Annotated in this window: 15 protein-coding genes; 9 read left to right on the top strand and 6 right to left on the bottom strand. The window is 64.6% G+C overall.

The window, feature by feature from the left end; translation table 11 throughout:
* The 7 genes from HNO53_RS09840 (at nt 1) to HNO53_RS09870 (ending at nt 9,144) form a co-directional block, all read left to right on the top strand.
* Nucleotides 1-1,251, top strand: a complete 1,251-nt coding sequence (locus tag HNO53_RS09840) for a glycosyltransferase family 4 protein (protein WP_209478214.1) — start codon at nt 1-3, stop codon at nt 1,249-1,251.
* The gene (locus tag HNO53_RS09845; protein WP_209478215.1) at nt 1,248-1,844 is read left to right on the top strand and encodes a sugar transferase; all 597 of its coding nucleotides are present in this window, start codon (nt 1,248-1,250) and stop codon (nt 1,842-1,844) included. The genes HNO53_RS09840 and HNO53_RS09845 overlap by 4 nt, the downstream gene beginning before the upstream one ends.
* Nucleotides 1,837-2,547: an acetyltransferase gene (locus tag HNO53_RS09850; protein ID WP_209478216.1), complete on the top strand. Its 711-nt coding sequence runs from the start codon at nt 1,837-1,839 to the stop codon at nt 2,545-2,547. The genes HNO53_RS09845 and HNO53_RS09850 overlap by 8 nt, the downstream gene beginning before the upstream one ends.
* Nucleotides 2,547-3,728 carry a DegT/DnrJ/EryC1/StrS family aminotransferase gene (locus HNO53_RS09855; RefSeq protein ID WP_209478217.1) on the top strand — a complete coding sequence of 394 codons (1,182 nt, stop codon included), beginning with the start codon at nt 2,547-2,549 and terminating at the stop codon, nt 3,726-3,728. The genes HNO53_RS09850 and HNO53_RS09855 overlap by 1 nt, the downstream gene beginning before the upstream one ends.
* A gap of 50 nt (nt 3,729-3,778) precedes the next feature.
* Nucleotides 3,779-5,746 (top strand): polysaccharide biosynthesis protein, encoded by a 1,968-nt coding sequence (locus HNO53_RS09860; RefSeq protein ID WP_209478219.1) that lies wholly within the window; start codon nt 3,779-3,781, stop codon nt 5,744-5,746.
* Between the two features lie 138 nt (nt 5,747-5,884).
* The gene (glmS, locus tag HNO53_RS09865) at nt 5,885-7,735 is read left to right on the top strand and encodes a glutamine--fructose-6-phosphate transaminase (isomerizing) (RefSeq protein WP_209478220.1); all 1,851 of its coding nucleotides are present in this window, start codon (nt 5,885-5,887) and stop codon (nt 7,733-7,735) included.
* Between the two features lie 131 nt (nt 7,736-7,866).
* Nucleotides 7,867-9,144, top strand: a complete 1,278-nt coding sequence (locus tag HNO53_RS09870) for an O-antigen ligase family protein (RefSeq protein ID WP_209478221.1) — start codon at nt 7,867-7,869, stop codon at nt 9,142-9,144.
* Nucleotides 9,145-9,148: 4 nt separating this feature from the next.
* Here the strand turns inward: HNO53_RS09870 and HNO53_RS09875 are convergent, their stop codons facing one another.
* From HNO53_RS09875 to HNO53_RS09890, 4 genes are all read right to left on the bottom strand, one after another.
* Nucleotides 9,149-9,766, bottom strand: coding sequence for an alpha-ketoglutarate-dependent dioxygenase AlkB family protein (locus HNO53_RS09875; protein ID WP_242597603.1), 618 nt, complete (start codon nt 9,764-9,766; stop codon nt 9,149-9,151).
* A gap of 10 nt (nt 9,767-9,776) precedes the next feature.
* Nucleotides 9,777-10,718 carry a M23 family metallopeptidase gene (locus HNO53_RS09880; RefSeq protein WP_209478224.1) on the bottom strand — a complete coding sequence of 314 codons (942 nt, stop codon included), beginning with the start codon at nt 10,716-10,718 and terminating at the stop codon, nt 9,777-9,779.
* On the bottom strand, nt 10,667-11,536 hold the full coding sequence (locus HNO53_RS09885; RefSeq protein WP_209478225.1) for an acyltransferase: 870 nt from the start codon (nt 11,534-11,536) through the stop codon (nt 10,667-10,669). The genes HNO53_RS09880 and HNO53_RS09885 overlap by 52 nt, the downstream gene beginning before the upstream one ends.
* 90 nt (nt 11,537-11,626) lie before the next feature.
* Nucleotides 11,627-12,517: a LysR family transcriptional regulator gene (locus HNO53_RS09890; RefSeq protein WP_209478226.1), complete on the bottom strand. Its 891-nt coding sequence runs from the start codon at nt 12,515-12,517 to the stop codon at nt 11,627-11,629.
* A gap of 130 nt (nt 12,518-12,647) precedes the next feature.
* On the opposite strand from HNO53_RS09890, the gene HNO53_RS09895 reads away from it, so the two are divergent.
* Both HNO53_RS09895 and HNO53_RS09900 read left to right on the top strand, forming a co-directional pair.
* Entirely contained in the window at nt 12,648-13,349 is a 702-nt protein-coding gene (locus HNO53_RS09895; protein ID WP_209478227.1) for a CoA transferase subunit A, read from the top strand.
* Between the two features lie 78 nt (nt 13,350-13,427).
* The gene (locus HNO53_RS09900; RefSeq protein ID WP_209478228.1) at nt 13,428-14,087 is read left to right on the top strand and encodes a CoA transferase subunit B; all 660 of its coding nucleotides are present in this window, start codon (nt 13,428-13,430) and stop codon (nt 14,085-14,087) included.
* A gap of 175 nt (nt 14,088-14,262) precedes the next feature.
* Here the strand turns inward: HNO53_RS09900 and HNO53_RS09905 are convergent, their stop codons facing one another.
* Together HNO53_RS09905 and HNO53_RS09910 are read right to left on the bottom strand one after the other, a co-directional pair.
* Nucleotides 14,263-15,030, bottom strand: coding sequence for a VOC family protein (locus tag HNO53_RS09905; protein WP_209478230.1), 768 nt, complete (start codon nt 15,028-15,030; stop codon nt 14,263-14,265).
* Nucleotides 15,031-15,173: 143 nt separating this feature from the next.
* A complete protein-coding gene (locus HNO53_RS09910) occupies nt 15,174-15,434 on the bottom strand; it encodes a GrxA family glutaredoxin (protein WP_209478232.1) in 261 nt (86 codons plus the stop codon).
* Nucleotides 15,435-15,481: the final 47 nt, after the last annotated feature.

Genomic DNA, 15,481 nt, shown 5'->3' on the forward strand with positions numbered 1-15,481 from the left:
ATGAGACACGTCTGGATCCTGAATCACTATGCCAAGCACCCCGATGCGGCCGGCGGGGCACGTCACTATCAGCTTGCCCGTCACCTGCCGGCACATGGCTGGAAAGCCACGCTGATCGCTTCCAGCGTCGACCATCCCAGCGGTGAGCAGCGCCTGACGAAGGACGAATCGTGGCGGCTGGAGACCATCGACGGGGTGAACTTCCTGTGGCTGCGGACCTCGAGCTACCGCGGTAACGGCGGTGGGCGCATGAAGAACATGCTGGAGTATGCCTGCCAGGCGCTGCGGCCGACGCGCCTGGCCGGGCTCGAGCGACCCGACCTGATCGTTGGCTCGAGCGTGCATCCCTTCGCTGCCTTGGCCGGTTGGTGGCTGGCGCGTCGCCACCGCGTGCCATTCGTGTTCGAGGTGCGCGACCTATGGCCCCAGACCCTGATCGACATGGGGCGGTTACGGGAGGGCGCAGCCATGACGCGCGCGCTGCGTGCGCTGGAAACCTTCCTCTACCGGCGTGCGCAGCGCGTGCTGACCCTGCTGCCGCGCGCGGTGGACTACATCGCTCCGCTGGGCGTGCCGGAAGAGCGGGTGGTGTGGCTCTCCAACGGGGTCGATCTGGCCGAGTTTCCCGAGCCAGGCCCGCCGGCAGCGCGCCCTCCCGAGCTGCCGCTGTCGCTGATGTACTTCGGCAGCCACGGCGAGGCCAACGGGCTTGCCGATCTGCTGGAGGCCATGGCGCTCGTCAAGGCGGACAGTCCCGCAGGCCGGGTGCCGGTGCAATTGCGCCTGATCGGCGACGGGCCGGGCAAGCAAGAACTGATGCGTCAGGCCAGCAGACTCGAGCTCGACGGTCGCTGGGTGCGCTTCGAACCGCCGGTGGCCAAGCGCGACATTCCGGCAGTGGCCCGCGAGGCGGATGCCTTCGTCATCACGGTGCGCGACCTGCCGCGGCTTTATCGCTTCGGCATCAGCATGAACAAGCTGTTCGACTACATGGCCGCGGGGCGCCCGGTGATCATCGCTTCGGCGGCGATCAACGATCCGGTTGCCGAGGCGGGGGCCGGTATCACCGTGCCGCCCGAGGATCCGCTGGCCCTGGCCGAAGCGATCAAGCGGCTGGTGGCACTGCCGACCGCGGAGCGCGCCCGCATGGGACAGGCGGGCCGGGCGCATGTGGAAGCCGTCTACGACTACCGAATCCTGGCCGAGCGGCTGGCCGGCATCATGAACGACGTCATGGATGAGAAGCAATGAAGCGACTGTTCGACATCGTGGTTTCCCTGGTGGCGCTGCTGCTGCTCGCGCCGCTGCTCCTTACGCTGGCGCTGCTGGTGCGCCTGAGGCTTGGCTCGCCGGTGCTGTTTCGCCAGACCCGGCCTGGGCTCCATGGCCAGGCCTTCGAGATGATCAAGTTCCGCACCATGCGCGATGCCGTCGATCGCGACGGCAAAGCGCTGCCCGATGCGGAGCGCCTGACCCCATTGGGCCAGCGGCTACGCGCCAGCAGCCTCGACGAACTGCCGGAGCTGTGGAACGTGCTCAAGGGCGACATGAGCCTGGTCGGTCCACGGCCCTTATTGATGGAATACCTGCCGCTCTACACGACTCGTCAGGCCCGGCGTCACGAGGTGCGCCCGGGTGTGACCGGCTGGGCCCAGGTGAACGGCCGCAATGCGCTCTCCTGGGAGCAGAAGTTCGAGCTCGACGTGTGGTATGTCGACCACCGCTCGCTGTGGCTCGACCTGCGTATCCTGCTGCTGACGGTGAAGAAGGTGCTGGTTCGCGATGGTATCGCCCATGACGGCGATGTCGCCATGCCGAGATTCCGTGGAGGTCATCATGAGTAATCGCCGTCGTCTCGCCATTCTTGGGGCCAGCGGCCACGGCAAGGTGGTCGCGGACATTGCCATCCAGGCCGGTTGGCAGGATCTGGTCTTCTACGACGATGCCTGGCCGGACAAGACCCGGCATGAGCACTGGGAGGTGAAAGGCACGCTGCCGATGCTGCTCAACGAGCTGTCTCGCTTCGAGGGCGTGGTGGTGGCCATCGGCCACAACGCGGTGCGTGAGGCCAAGCTCGAGGCCTTGCTGTCGCAGGGTGCCAGGATCGTCTCGCTGGTGCATCCGCGTGCCACTGTCAGCCCGATGGCCCGTCTCGCACCGGGCTGCGTGGTCATGGCCGGCGCCATCATCAATGCCTTTGCCGAGCTCGGCATGGGCTCCATCGTCAATACGGCCGCCACCGTCGATCATGACTGCCGGCTGGGGGCCTGCGTACACGTGGCGCCGGGCGCCAACGTGGCCGGTGACGTGGAGATCGGTCGTACCAGTTGGGTCGGCGCCGGTGCCGTGGTGCGCCAGGGCGTGGCCATCGGCGAGGCCGTGATGGTCGGTGCCGGGGCGGCCGTGGTCTCCGATATCGATGGCAACCTCGTCGTCGCCGGCGTGCCGGCACGCCCGCTGGCGTCGGCTCAGGGCGACGAAGACACGCTCCCCAGTGGGTCGAACGTGTTGCGCTTCGAGCCACTTTCACCGCAAGGAAGAACCTGATGCTCAACGGACCCTTTTCCCCCTGGCCCGACTACACCCGCGAAGAGGCGGACGCGGTGACTAGCGTGCTGCTTTCCAATCGGGTCAACTACTGGACCGGTGAAGAGTGCCGCCAGTTCGAGGGTGAATTTGCCCGCTTTGCCGAGAGCGAATTCGCCATTGCCGTGGCCAACGGCACCGTCGCCCTGGACCTCGCCCTGCGCGGTCTTGGCATCGGAGAGGACCCGGCCGACGAGGTGATCGTCACGTCGCGTACTTTCCTGGCATCGGCCTCGAGCATCGTCACCTCCGGCGCCAAGCCGGTCTTCGCCGATGTCGATCGTGACTCGCAGAACGTTACCGCTGCGAGCGTTGCCGAGAAGATTACGCCGCGAACCCGGGCGATCGTCGCCGTGCACCTCGCCGGCTGGCCCTGCGAGATGGATGCACTCATGGCGTTGGCCGAGCACCATGGGCTCTACGTGATCGAGGACTGCGCCCAGGCGCATGGGGCGCGCTACCGCGGCAAAAGCGTGGGCAGCATCGGTCATGTCGGCTGCTGGTCGTTCTGCCAGGACAAGATCATGACCACCGGCGGCGAAGGGGGAATGGTCACGACCAGCGACCCTAACCTGTGGCGTCGTATGTGGGCGTTCAAGGATCACGGCAAGAGCTGGGAGGCGGTCTACGAGCGCGAGCATCCACCAGGCTTCCGCTGGCTGCATGAGAGTTTCGGCACCAATTGGCGGCTTACCGAGATGCAGGCCGCCATCGGGCGCATCCAGCTCGAGCGAATGCCGCGCTGGAAGGCTGCGCGGCAGGCCAATGCGCAGCGTCTCTGGCAGGCAGCTGCCGGTTGCCCCGGCCTGCGCGTGCCCGAGGTGCCGCCGCACTGCGACCACGCCGCCTACAAGTGCTATGTCTTCGTCGAACCTGAGCGGCTGGCGGCAGACTGGGATCGCGACCGCATCATGGCCGCGATCAATGCCGCCGGGGTGCCGTGCTTTTCCGGCTCCTGCTCGGAGGTATACCGCGAGAAAGCTTTTGACGGTACCGGCTGGCGACCCGCAGCACCGCTTCCCGTTGCCCGCGAGCTGGGCGAGACCAGCCTTATGTTCCTCTGTCATCCGACGCTGACCGAGGATGAGATCGCGCGCACCTGTGCGGTACTCGAAGAGATCATGGCTCAGGCCGGCGCCTGACGCCAGGAATCAGGCGGGCGCGTCGGCGCCCGCGGTCATGGAGAGACGACATGCGAAACCTGCTCCAATCCCTGTTCCGCCTGCCCAGACGGCAAAAACGCACCATCCAGCTGGTGGTCGACTGCGTGCTGATCGCCACCAGCTTTCTGTTGGCCATGCTGCTGCGCCTGGAGAGCTGGGCGCCGCTGGCCGAAGCACAGACCTGGATGGCCCTGGTGGTGATGATTCCGCTGAGCCTGGCGATCTACGTGCGGCTCGGCTTCTATCGTGCGGTGATCCGCTACCTGGGGCCGAAGGCGATACGCGCCGTGGTCATCGGTGTGGTGGTGTCGGCACTGTCGCTGCCGCTGGCCAGCTATCTCTTTGCGCTGGGGATTCCGCGCAGCGTGCCTTTCATCTACGCCATGCTGGCATTGCTCACCATCGGTGGGGTGCGCTTCGGACTTCGCGCCATCTACCTGCGCAGCCAGATCCGTCACAAGCCACGCGTGGTGATCTACGGTGCCGGGGCGGCTGGCCGTCAGCTGGCGGTATCGCTCAGCCACGGCGAGGAGTACCTGCCGCTTGCCTTCGTCGATGATGCGGTGAGCCTGCAGAACACCTATATCGAGGGACTCAAGGTCTACCCGCCACGCCAGCTCGGCTACCTGGCCGACACCTATGGCGCCGAGCGCGTGCTGCTGGCCATGCCCAGCGTCAACCGGGCTCGGCGGCGCGAAATCCTTGCCGAGCTCGAGCCGCAGGGCTTCCCGGTACAGACCATTCCCGGCGTGGTCGATGTGGTGACCGGTCGCGCCAGGATCAGCGAGGTCCGCGACGTGGCGGTGGAGGATCTGCTCGGGCGCGATCCGGTGCCCGCCAATCCCACGCTGATGGAAGCCAACATTCGCGACAAAGTGGTGCTGGTCACGGGGGCGGGAGGCTCCATCGGCTCCGAACTGTGCCGTCAGCTGCTGCGCCATGGCCCCAGGCGGTTGCTGCTGCTGGAGATTTCCGAGTTCGCCCTCTATCGCATCGAGCAGGAGCTGCGCCGCATCGCCAAGGACGAGGGGCTGGAGGTGGGCATCGAAGCGTTGCTCGGTTCGGTGCAGCATCGCAAGCGGTTGACCACCATGATGAAGGCTTTCGAGGTGCAGACCGTCTACCATGCGGCGGCGTACAAGCACGTGCCGATGGTCGAGCACAACGTGGTCGAGGGGGTACAGAACAATGTCTTTGGCACGCTCTCGACCGCCCGTGCGGCAATGGAGGCCGGGGTCGAGAGCTTCGTGCTGGTGTCCACCGACAAGGCGGTGCGGCCGACCAACGTGATGGGCACCACCAAGCGCTTGGCCGAACTCATCTGCCAGGCCTTCGCCAAGCATCAGGACGCCACTCGCTTCTGCATGGTGCGCTTCGGCAATGTGCTGGGCTCCAGCGGCTCGGTAGTGCCGCTGTTCCGCGAACAGATCCAGGCGGGTGGACCGATCACCGTGACCCACCCTGACATCACCCGCTTTTTCATGACCATCCCCGAGGCGGCGCAACTGGTGATCCAGGCGGGCGCCATGGCACGGGGCGGGGACGTCTTCGTGCTCGACATGGGCGAGCCCGTGCGCATTGCCGATCTGGCGCGACAGATGGTTCGGCTATCGGGGCTGAAGGTTCGCGACGAACATAACCCCGATGGCGATATCGCCATCGCCTATAGCGGCCTGCGACCGGGGGAGAAGCTCTATGAGGAGCTGCTGGTGGGCGACGACGTCGCGGCGACCTCGCACCCGCGCATCATGACGGCCCAGGAGGTGCTGTGGGAGTGGCCGCGGCTCGAAGGCTTGCTCGATCGATTGTTCGAGGCCTGTCGCCATTTCCAGCACGACGAGATTCGCCACCTGCTGCTGGAGGCGCCGACGGCGTATCGGCCGGAAGGTGAGATCGTCGACCTGGTGTGGCAGGAGAAGCGCCGTCGCGAAGCGCCACCGATGGCCTCCAACGTGGCCGTGATGCCGCTGCGGCCAGTGCTGGAACGGCACAAGTAGCTGTCGCGGCGATCGCCTTGTCGGCCCGGGACGGCCGCCAGCCGGTCTCATCGCAACCGATGTATCGCCTAGCGATTTGATTGCCCTAGAGAGTGCATCACGGCCCATGGTCGTGGCACCGTTCATGGAGAAGAGAACATGTGTGGCATCGTAGCTGCAGTGGGGGCGGACAACGTCCTGCCCATTCTGATGGAAGGCCTCAAGCGCCTCGAATACCGGGGTTATGATTCGGCCGGTGTCGCCCTGGTGGAGGCACCCGGCAAGCTAGGCCGTGCCCGCGAGGTGGGCAAGGTCGCGGCGCTAGAGCAACTGCTGTCGACGTCACCTTTGACGGGCATGACGGGAGTGGCCCATACCCGCTGGGCGACACACGGCGAGCCCAGCCAGGACAATGCTCATCCTCACGTGTCGGGGCGCATCGCCGTCGTGCACAACGGCATCATCGAGAATTACCACTCGCTCAAGGCCGAACTCGCCGCCGACGGCTACGCCTTCACCTCCCAGACCGATACCGAGGTCGTGGCGCATCTCATCGAACGTGAACTGCGCGACCGGGGCGATCTGCTGCAGGCCGTCGAAGCGGTGGTTGCACAGCTTGAAGGCGCCTATGCCCTGGGCGTGATCGATGCCGAGCGGCCCGATCGCGTCGTGGGCGCGCGCCACGGCAGCCCGTTGGTGGTGGGCATCAGCGGACAGGGATGCTACCTGGGCTCGGACCCTCTGGCCCTGCTAAAGGCAACCGATCGCTTTCTCTACCTGGAAGATGGCGATCTGGTCGAGGCCACGCGTGACGGTTGTGTCGTGCACGGCCTCGACGCCGACGGGCGGCGCGCCCCGGTGGTTCGCGAAGTGCTGCGCTATGAGCATGGCGACCAGGCGGTCAGCAAGGGTGAGTTCGAGCATTACATGCTCAAGGAGATCCATGAACAGCCGGTAGCCGTGGCCAACGCCCTGGAGGGGCGGCTGGGCAGTGATCAGGTGCTGATCGAAGCCTTTGGCCCCCAGGCCCGCCAGCTCCTGGGCAAGACCCGCCAGATCCATCTCGTCGCTTGTGGCACCAGTTACCACGCGGCCATGGTGGCCCGCTACTGGATCGAGACGCTGGCCGGCGTGCCGTGCCAAGCGGAAATTGCCTCGGAATATCGTTACCGCGACGTGGTGGCTCCCGCGGGTACGCTGCTGCTGACCCTGTCGCAATCGGGTGAAACGGCCGATACCCTGGCCGCGTTGCGTCATGCGCGCAAGCGCCAGGATGAAAACTATGTCGGGGCACTGGCGATCTGCAACGTGCCAGGCAGCTCCCTGGTGCGCGAATCCGACCTCAGCCTGATGACCCATGCCGGCCCCGAGATCGGCGTGGCCTCGACCAAGGCCTTTACCACCCAGTTGACCTCGTTGATGCTGGTGGCGCTGGCGCTGCGGCAATTGCGTGGCGGCGACCGGGACCTCACCGCCAGGCTGGTGCATCGCCTGCGCTATTTGCCGACCCTGCTGGGCGACACGGTTCAACTCGATGACGAGATCGCGGCCCTGGCCCAACGCTTCGTCGACTACCGCCATACGCTGTTTCTGGGGCGTGGTGCACAGATGCCGATCGCCCTTGAGGGGGCGCTCAAGCTCAAGGAGATTTCTTACATCCATGCTGAGGCCTATCCCGCCGGGGAGCTCAAGCATGGCCCGCTGGCGTTGATCGATGGCAGCATGCCGGTGGTGGCATTGGCACCGCTGGACGAGCTGATCGACAAGCTCAAGTCCAACCTCCAGGAGGTCAGGGCGCGCGGCGGTCAGCTGCTGGTATTTGCCGATCCCGAAAGCGGCCTGGAGCAGGAGGAAGGCATGATGGTGGTCAAGGTACCGGGCTGCTGCCGCTTTCTGGCTCCCATCGTCTATACCTTGCCGCTGCAGCTGCTGGCCTATCACGTGGCGGTCGCGCGCGGGACCGATGTCGATCAACCGCGCAACCTGGCCAAGTCCGTCACCGTGGAGTGAGGAATCGGTTGGGGTGGGCGTCGTTTCCACTATCATGTGAGGTATTCTTATCAAGCACGGCGTCAGGGGAGCCAGGAGGGCCGATGCCCGGGCACCGTGGACGGCAGCGTATCAACGGATGAGCCATTGCCATGATTGAAGACAATTCTTATCGACCTCTTCCCAGGACCATGCCGCGAAGCGGGAAAGGGCTGTGCCAGGCCTGGTTGTCGGCCTTGGCCATGCTCACCCTGGGAGCGACCATGCTGGTGTTGCCGTGGCAAGGGCTCGTCCTTGTGCCAGTGCTGCTGCTGGCGGCAGCCTGGCTGGTCGGCGAGGAAGGGCAGGTCGATGCGTTTCCGCGCCGCGAGGACCTTCTCCTCGTGGCCGCAATGGGGCTGCAGGGGCTGACCTGGATCGGCATGCTCCTGCTTCATGGCGAGGGCAGCTCCGGCATGGAAAATGCCTGGCCTTTTGCGTTGGCCATGGTCACCCTGTTGGCGTTTGCCAGGGCCAGGATTCGCGCTACCTGGCTCTGGGCCGGCCTGGCACTGGGCAGCCTGGCAGCGAGTGGGTGGGCCCTATGGCAGCGCATTGCCGAGGGGACGGCGCGTGCCAACGGTCACGAGCCACTGCATGCCATTCTGTTCGGCAACCTTGGGCTGTTGATGGGCTTGCTGTGTTTCGCGGGCTTGAGCTGGTCATTTGCCCGGCGCGAGCGCTGGCCCTGGTCGCTGCTACTGATCGTGGGCGGTCTGGCGGGGTTGCTGACCTCGGCACTGTCCGGTTCCAGGGGGGGGTGGATCGGCTTGCCGCTCGCCATCTGGGTGCTCTACCGTGGCCACGGTCGTCGTCTGCCGCTGGGGTGGCGGGTCACGCTCGTGGCGGCGTTGATGGCACTGCTAGGCAGTCTGTATGCCATGCCGCAGACCGGCGTGGCCACGCGGGTCGACAACGCCGTCAATAGCCTACGCCAGTACGTGGCGGGCGATGACGAGATGACATCGGTCAGCGCCCGGTTGGAAATGTGGCGGGGCTCTTCGCAGCTGATACTGGAGCGCCCGCTGCTGGGCTGGGGGGCCAGCGGCTACCAGGCTGCCATGCGCGAGCGCGGCGCGGAGGGCGAGCAGGACCCCGCGCTGGGGCGTTTCTGGCATGCCCACAACGACATCCTCGATGCCTGGGTGAAGCGTGGTTTGCCGGGCCTGCTGGCGCTGCTGGCGCTCTATTTCACGCCGCTGTGGCTGTTTGCTCGCGGTGTCGGTGCCGGTTCGGGCGAGCAGCGGGCACTGGCGGTGGCGGGCACCTTGGTACCGGTCGCCTTTATCGACTTCGGCTTGACCTACAGTTTTCTTGCTTATCCTGTTGGCGGGTTGGTCTATGCCTTGCTGATCACGATCTTGTGGGGGCTCTATCGCCAGGCTCGTTAAGTGCTCAACGGCGAGGATCGACGCTGAACTGAACGCGGCGAAAGGTGAGGCTGATACGCAGCCCGGGGATGCGTCTTGGCAGCAAGGCGTGCTGCAGGCTCGCCTGGCAGCCTGGGCCCATCAGCAGCAGACTGTCGTGGGGTAGCCAGATATTGAAGGGCTGGCTGTCGCCGTGCTTCCAGCGAAACCGCAACGGTCGTTCGCTGCCCAACGTGACGGCGGCGATGAGGGGGTTCTCGCCGAGTTCCGGCTCGTCGTCGCTGTGCCAACCCATGCGTTCGTCACCGTCGGCATAGCGATTTAGCAAGACGCTGTTGAAGCCGGCGTCGATGCCCCGAGCCCTCAGCAGTGTATCGACCCGCTCGTGCAGGGCGGCGACATCCGGGTGCCAGGGCAGCGGCGTGAAGTCACGCCCCGAGTAGCGATAACGCGCTTCGGGTTCGCCCATCCATACCTGGTGCCGCGGGATCGGGTGTTCGCGCCCGTACAGTCGCAGGCGTGGACGCTGCCACTCCAGCTCCGTATCCAGCCTGGCCAGGATTTCGCTGGCTGTAGGCTCTCCCAGCACGCCTCGACAGCGATACAGCGGTGGGGTTGCCAGCAAGCGCTCCCAGGTCGGCATGGCCATCGCGCTAGCGCAGTACCCGGCGTGGGTCGATTGGCTTGCCGCCAAGGCGCATGTCGAACAGCAGGTCGAAGCGTTCCGTGGCATTGCTGAAACCGACTTCACACAACGGCGTGCCGCGGCTGACATGTGCTCCGTCATCCACCAGCAGCGTGTCGCACAGCGCATAGACGCTCTGCAGATTGTCGGCATGGTGCACGATCACCACGCGACCTAGCTGACGCATGCTGCCGGCGAAACGAACGTCACCGTCAGCGACCGCCTTGGCTCGAGCACCGCGGCTGGTAGCTAGCAGCATGGGCTGCAGCGTGCCGCGGCTGTCGGTGCCATAGGCACGGACGATGCGATAATCCTCCAGGGGCCAAGGCCAGTTGCGTGCCGAGTTCGGTACTGCAGTGGAAGGCGCATTGCTGGGGCGCGCCGGGGCGCTGGCTGAGCCGGTGCCGGAGCGATGGCTGGCAGTAGGCGAGGCGGCGGTCGCGGTCGAGCCGCGCAGCGGCACCTGAACGATCTGTCCGACGCGCAGGCGCGTCGGCTCGACTCCGCGGTTGGCCGATTGAATGCGCGCCGGCGTGGTGCCGAAGCGCCGCGCGATCGCCGAGAACGTATCGCCGGGTCGTATCTGGTAACGGTAGGGGCCGCCGGAAGGAGCCCGCTCCTGCTGTGTCGGGACCAGGAGCCGTTGGCCGACCGCCAGACGGTTGGGGTTGGCATCGGGATTGAAGCGTTGCAAACGGGCCAGCGGCACGTCAGCGCGTGCCGCGATGCTGCCGAGCGTGTCGCCGCGCTGTATCACGACCCAATTACCGGCGATGCCGGGGTCGCCGCTGCGCTGGACCTCGCCGCCGGGCGCGGCGCAGCCGGCGAGTGCGAGCAACGTCAGCACGTATAGCAATGTCAGCGCGATTCGAGCGCCTGGTCTTTTTCCTGCCACAGGGCGTTGAGCCATGAGTGGAAGCGTTCCTTGTAGTGCGGGTCGTCGTGGTAGCGACTGTCGAGCATCCAGCCAGGTACCTCGATACGGCGGGCTTCGAGCGTTATCGGTCCTTCGCGTCCGCACAAGAAACCCCAGAAAGTCGGATCGGGGTTGGCATAATGCAGGGTGACATCGAGGATACCGTCGAGCTGCTCACCGAGCAGGCTCAGTACCTGAGCGACACCGCCGGCCTTGGGCCGTAGCAGATGGCGAAAGGGACTATTCTGCGCAGCGCGCTTGGCCGGGGTAAATCGTGTGCCTTCAACGAAGTTGAAGATGGCCAGCGGCATCTCGCGGGCACGCTCGCACAGGCGCTCTGTCTCCTGGCGGTCGATGTGCGCAAGGCGTGGGTTGCGCTCGATCTGCTCGCGGCTGTAGCGGCGCATGAAAGGGTACTCGAGCGCCCACCAGGCGAGTCCGACGATGGGGATCCAGATAAGCTGCTGCTTGAGGAAGAAGCGCGGCATTGGAATGCGCCGGTGCAGGACCATGAGCAGCATGAAGATGTCGGTCCAGCTACGGTGGTTGGAGATTACCAGCCAGCGCTGTTCGGGCGACAGCCCTTCGGGCAGGCTCACGCTTAGCTGAGGCTTCAGCCAGTGGCGCATCCACCACAGGTTGGCGCCAATCCAGTTCAGCGCCACGCCATTGAGACCGCGCAGTACGATCAACCGCAAGGGACGTGTCGGTGTTATCAGCTTGAGCAGCGTAAGAAGAATCAGGGGGACCGACCAGAATAGGGTGGTGATCACTAGTAGCAGTACGCTGACGAGCCCTTTCAGGGTCGACATTCCTGACTCCTCGAGTTGCGTCATGACACTTATCGACGAATAGCCGCACATGCTAATGGATCAGGCTCAGGCTGCCCAGCACCTGGTTCACTAGGAAGGCTCGCACAGTGTCGTCTGTAGCACTTCGAAGAGCGCACGTGCTGCGATCGAGAGTTCCTGTCCGGCACTCACCACTACGCCTACGGTGCGGCATATCTGCGGCTCGTAGAGCGGTACGCAGCGGGCGCCGAGCTCATGCATCTGCTCGCGACACAGCGTGGGCACGGCACTGACGCCCAGGCCGCTTGCCACCATGCGGCCGACCGTGGCGAGCTGGTGGCTCTCGAAGGCGACCGGCAGCTCGGCATGCCGTCGAGCCAGTGCCTGCTCCAGCAGGATGCGCACCATGGAAGGGCGTTGCAGGGTAATGAAGTCGTGCGCGAGCAGCGTCTTCCAGTCGATCGAGTCGAACGTCGCAGAGGGGGAATCCGGCGGCAGGACGGCGACGAAGGTGTCGTCAAACAGCGGCAGGAAATCGATGCCCTCACGGGTTTCCGGTTCGAAGGCGATACCGAGTTCGACCTGCTGGCGGCGCACCATGTCGATCACTTCCTCGTTGATCACGTCGTGCACCGTCACGTTGACCCGCGGAAAGCGTTCGCGAAAGCGGCGCAGGGCACTAGGCAGTCGATTGCAGGCGACCGATGGCATCGCCGCCAGGGCCACGCGACCGAGCTGCAGGGTAAAGCGCTGGCGCAGCAGTTCCTCGGTGTTGTCCCAGTCGGCCAGTAGGCGCTTGGCCAGTGGCAGCAGGGTCTCGCCCTCGGGGGTGAGGCGCACGCTGCGCGTGCTGCGAATCAGCAGCGGGCCGCCCAGGGTCTCTTCCAGGCCCTTGATGGCCAGACTCAGCGCCGGCTGGGAGAGATGCAGTCGCTCGCAGGCCTGGGTGAAGCTCAAGGTCTGGGCTACGGCAATGAAGGCACGCAACTGCTTGACGGTCATGTCGGTTGGCTCGTTTTATAAGTCATTCATATCAATTCATAAAAAAAACAAACTTAACAAATATATGGGGTAGGTCAACACTGTCTGCTACCGTCAATTTACCCACTTCACAACAAGACGAGGCTTTGCGATGTCCGGATTCGACAAGCGCGTGTACTCCTACGAAGAGGCAATGGCTGGCATCGAGAGCGGCATGACCGTCGTTGCCGGGGGCTTTGGCCTGTGCGGCATACCCGAAAACTTGATCGCCGAGATCAAGCGTCGTGGCGTCAAGGATCTCACCGTCATCTCCAACAACTGCGGCGTCGATGGGTTTGGTCTGGGACTGCTACTCGAAGACAAGCAGATCAAGCGCTTCTACGCCTCCTACGTGGGGGAAAATGCCCTGTTCGAGCAGCAGATGCTCAACGAAGAGATCGAAGTGATCCTGACACCGCAGGGGACCCTGGCCGAAAAGATGCGCGCCGGCGGGGCAGGTATCCCGGCTTTCTACACGGCTACGGGCTATGGCACGCCGATCGGCGAAGGCAAGGAGGTTCGCGAGTTCAACGGGCGTCACTACATCCTCGAGGAGGCGTTCCACGCCGATTTCGCCATCGTCAAAGGCTGGAAGGCCGATCGCTACGGCAACGTGGTCTACCGTGACACGGCGCAGAACTTCAACCCGCTGGCCGCGACCTGCGGCAAGGTCACCGTGGTGGAGGTCGAGGAGATCGTCGAGCCGGGCGAGTTGCGCCCCGACCAGATCCATACGCCGGGCATCTATGTCGATCGCATCATCCAGGGCACCTTCGAGAAGCGTATCGAGAAGCGCACCGTACGCGAGGGCTGAGCTCCTCTCCCGTTGTTGCGCCGGCTCATGGCCGGCATCGATGAACCGCTTCTCCACCGAACACAAGAGGCAAACAAGATGGCACTGACTCGCGAACAGATGGCACAGCGCGTGGCGCAGGAATTGAAGGACGGCTTCTACGTCAACCTGGGTATCGGTATCCCGACCCTGGTGGCCAACTACGTCCCCGAGGGGATCGACGTGATGCTCCAATCGGAGAACGGCTTGCTCGGCATGGGGCGTTTCCCCACCGAGGATGAGGTCGACCCGGACATGATCAACGCCGGCAAGCAGACCGTGACGGCCCGGCCCGGTGCGGCCATCTTCCATTCGGCCGAATCCTTCGCCATGATCCGTGGCGGTCATGTCGACCTCACCGTGCTCGGCGCCTTCGAGGTCGATCAGGAGGGCAACATCGCCTCGTGGATGGTGCCCGGCAAGCTGATCAAGGGCATGGGGGGAGCCATGGACCTGGTGGCCGGTGCCGAGAACATCATCTGTACCATGACCCATGCCTCCAAGCATGGCGAATCCAAGCTGCTCGAAAAATGCACCCTGCCGCTGACCGGTGCCGGCTGCATCAATCGCGTGCTCACCGATCTGGCCTATCTGGAAATCGAGAACGGTGCCTTCATCCTCAAGGAGCGCGCCCCGGGGGTCAGCGTCGAGGAAATCGTCGAGAAGACTGCCGGCAAGCTGATCGTGCCCGACCACGTGCCGGAAATGACCTTCGACTGATAAGGGGCGGCGCCACTGCAAAAGGCCCGGGCTAATGCCCGGGCCTTTACGTTTCTCTATGTGATGCTTTTATGATCAGCACCGAAAAGAGGCGTCGTTCCAAGGTCGCCGGGGCTTGTTACGACGTCTTGCACAGCGTTATCCACAGTTTCTGTGGATAACGCTTCGCCCGGGTTCAGGTGAGCTCGCAACGTGTGTGGTGCGGCAGGAGCAACTCCACCGTGCGCTCGTGGTCACTGCTCAAGCGCTTCTGCAGCAGGGCCAGGCCGCCCAGGCAGACACGGTGCTCGTCGCCCTCGGCGAAGGCAAGGCGCTGCGAGCAGGTGGGGTAAAAGCGATACTGGAGCAGTGGCGATACGGGAAAAATGCCATGGTAGCGGTCTTCGCTGCCTGCGAGACCGGCTGCGGACAGGGCGGCATCGAGTGCTTTGAAACTGCTGCCGAGGCGTGCACAGTCGAAGCCAGCGTGGTGCACGCTCGGCCCCATGGTGGCAAACCAGGCAGCCAGGGGGTGGGCGTCGTACAGCGTACGATACAGGGGCCAACTGGGCATGGGCCAGGGACGGCCGCGGCTCAGCAAATTCTTGCCCCGCGTATCCTTGGGGTGGGCGCGGCTCACCAGCTCGGCAAGTGCATCGCGTGGCTGGCGCGAAAGGCTACTTAGCTGTAGCTCCGCCAGCACCAGCCAGGTGCCGTTGTCGGGAGGTGCCAGCAGAGTGACCAGCAGCCCACGATCGGCCATGGCATAACGATGCACGGGGCGATAGCCGAGATGGCCGAGCGTGGGCTGCAGATCCTCGGCGGCGAACGGAGGCTGATTGAGGGTAAGCAGCGTCAGGTACTCGACCGGCGCATCCATCGGCCACAGGCGCAGCATCCCCACATCCGGATGTTGATGGATGTAGTCGAGCCAGAGCTGCTGGAGAAATTCTTCCCTTTGCATCGTGCCGTTCCTTATGTCCTGATGCGCGTGCGCATTAGACCTCAGTATAGGGGCTGGACAGCAACGGCTTTCAACGCGGGAAGAACGTTAAACGGGAAATGAACGCAAGGCCGGGGTCGAAGGCAGCGCCCCGGCCCGGGGCATCATGCCATCAGGGCATTGTCGCGAACGTACTGGTCGAATTCGGTGAAGCCGCCGACATGCTGTTGGTCAATGAAGATTTGCGGCACGGTCGAAACCGGCTTGCCGATGGTCTTCTCCAGGTCGGCCTTGCTGATACCCTCGGCCCAGATGTCCACGTAGCGGTGGCCCTCGATCGCGTTGGCACTTTCCAGGCTCTTGGCGAGCTGCTGGGCGCGAACGCAGAAGGGGCAGCCGGGACGACCGAAGATGACCACGAACATAATGTAACTCTCCTGAAGGTTTTCCTGAGCCCCATTGTGAAGGATGA

The organism is Billgrantia antri (assembly GCF_017868935.1).
In the GTDB taxonomy this organism is placed as follows: domain Bacteria; phylum Pseudomonadota; class Gammaproteobacteria; order Pseudomonadales; family Halomonadaceae; genus Halomonas; species Halomonas antri.

Bases quoted from the DNA above. Each gene is read 5' to 3' on its own strand.
- HNO53_RS09855 (WP_209478217.1), top strand. From the start codon at position 2,547: ATGCTCAACGGACCCTTTTCCCCCTGGCCCGACTACACCCGCGAAGAG.
- HNO53_RS09895 (WP_209478227.1), top strand. From the start codon at position 12,648: ATGTCCGGATTCGACAAGCGCGTGTACTCCTACGAAGAGGCAATGGCT.
- HNO53_RS09840 (WP_209478214.1), top strand. From the start codon at position 1: ATGAGACACGTCTGGATCCTGAATCACTATGCCAAGCACCCCGATGCG.
- HNO53_RS09870 (WP_209478221.1), top strand. From the start codon at position 7,867: ATGATTGAAGACAATTCTTATCGACCTCTTCCCAGGACCATGCCGCGA.
- HNO53_RS09905 (WP_209478230.1), bottom strand. From the start codon at position 15,030: ATGCAAAGGGAAGAATTTCTCCAGCAGCTCTGGCTCGACTACATCCAT.
- HNO53_RS09900 (WP_209478228.1), top strand. From the start codon at position 13,428: ATGGCACTGACTCGCGAACAGATGGCACAGCGCGTGGCGCAGGAATTG.
- HNO53_RS09875 (WP_242597603.1), bottom strand. From the start codon at position 9,766: ATGCCGACCTGGGAGCGCTTGCTGGCAACCCCACCGCTGTATCGCTGT.
- HNO53_RS09885 (WP_209478225.1), bottom strand. From the start codon at position 11,536: ATGTCGACCCTGAAAGGGCTCGTCAGCGTACTGCTACTAGTGATCACC.
- HNO53_RS09860 (WP_209478219.1), top strand. From the start codon at position 3,779: ATGCGAAACCTGCTCCAATCCCTGTTCCGCCTGCCCAGACGGCAAAAA.
- HNO53_RS09910 (WP_209478232.1), bottom strand. From the start codon at position 15,434: ATGTTCGTGGTCATCTTCGGTCGTCCCGGCTGCCCCTTCTGCGTTCGC.
- HNO53_RS09890 (WP_209478226.1), bottom strand. From the start codon at position 12,517: ATGACCGTCAAGCAGTTGCGTGCCTTCATTGCCGTAGCCCAGACCTTG.
- glmS (WP_209478220.1), top strand. From the start codon at position 5,885: ATGTGTGGCATCGTAGCTGCAGTGGGGGCGGACAACGTCCTGCCCATT.
- HNO53_RS09880 (WP_209478224.1), bottom strand. From the start codon at position 10,718: ATGGCTCAACGCCCTGTGGCAGGAAAAAGACCAGGCGCTCGAATCGCG.
- HNO53_RS09845 (WP_209478215.1), top strand. From the start codon at position 1,248: ATGAAGCGACTGTTCGACATCGTGGTTTCCCTGGTGGCGCTGCTGCTG.
- HNO53_RS09850 (WP_209478216.1), top strand. From the start codon at position 1,837: ATGAGTAATCGCCGTCGTCTCGCCATTCTTGGGGCCAGCGGCCACGGC.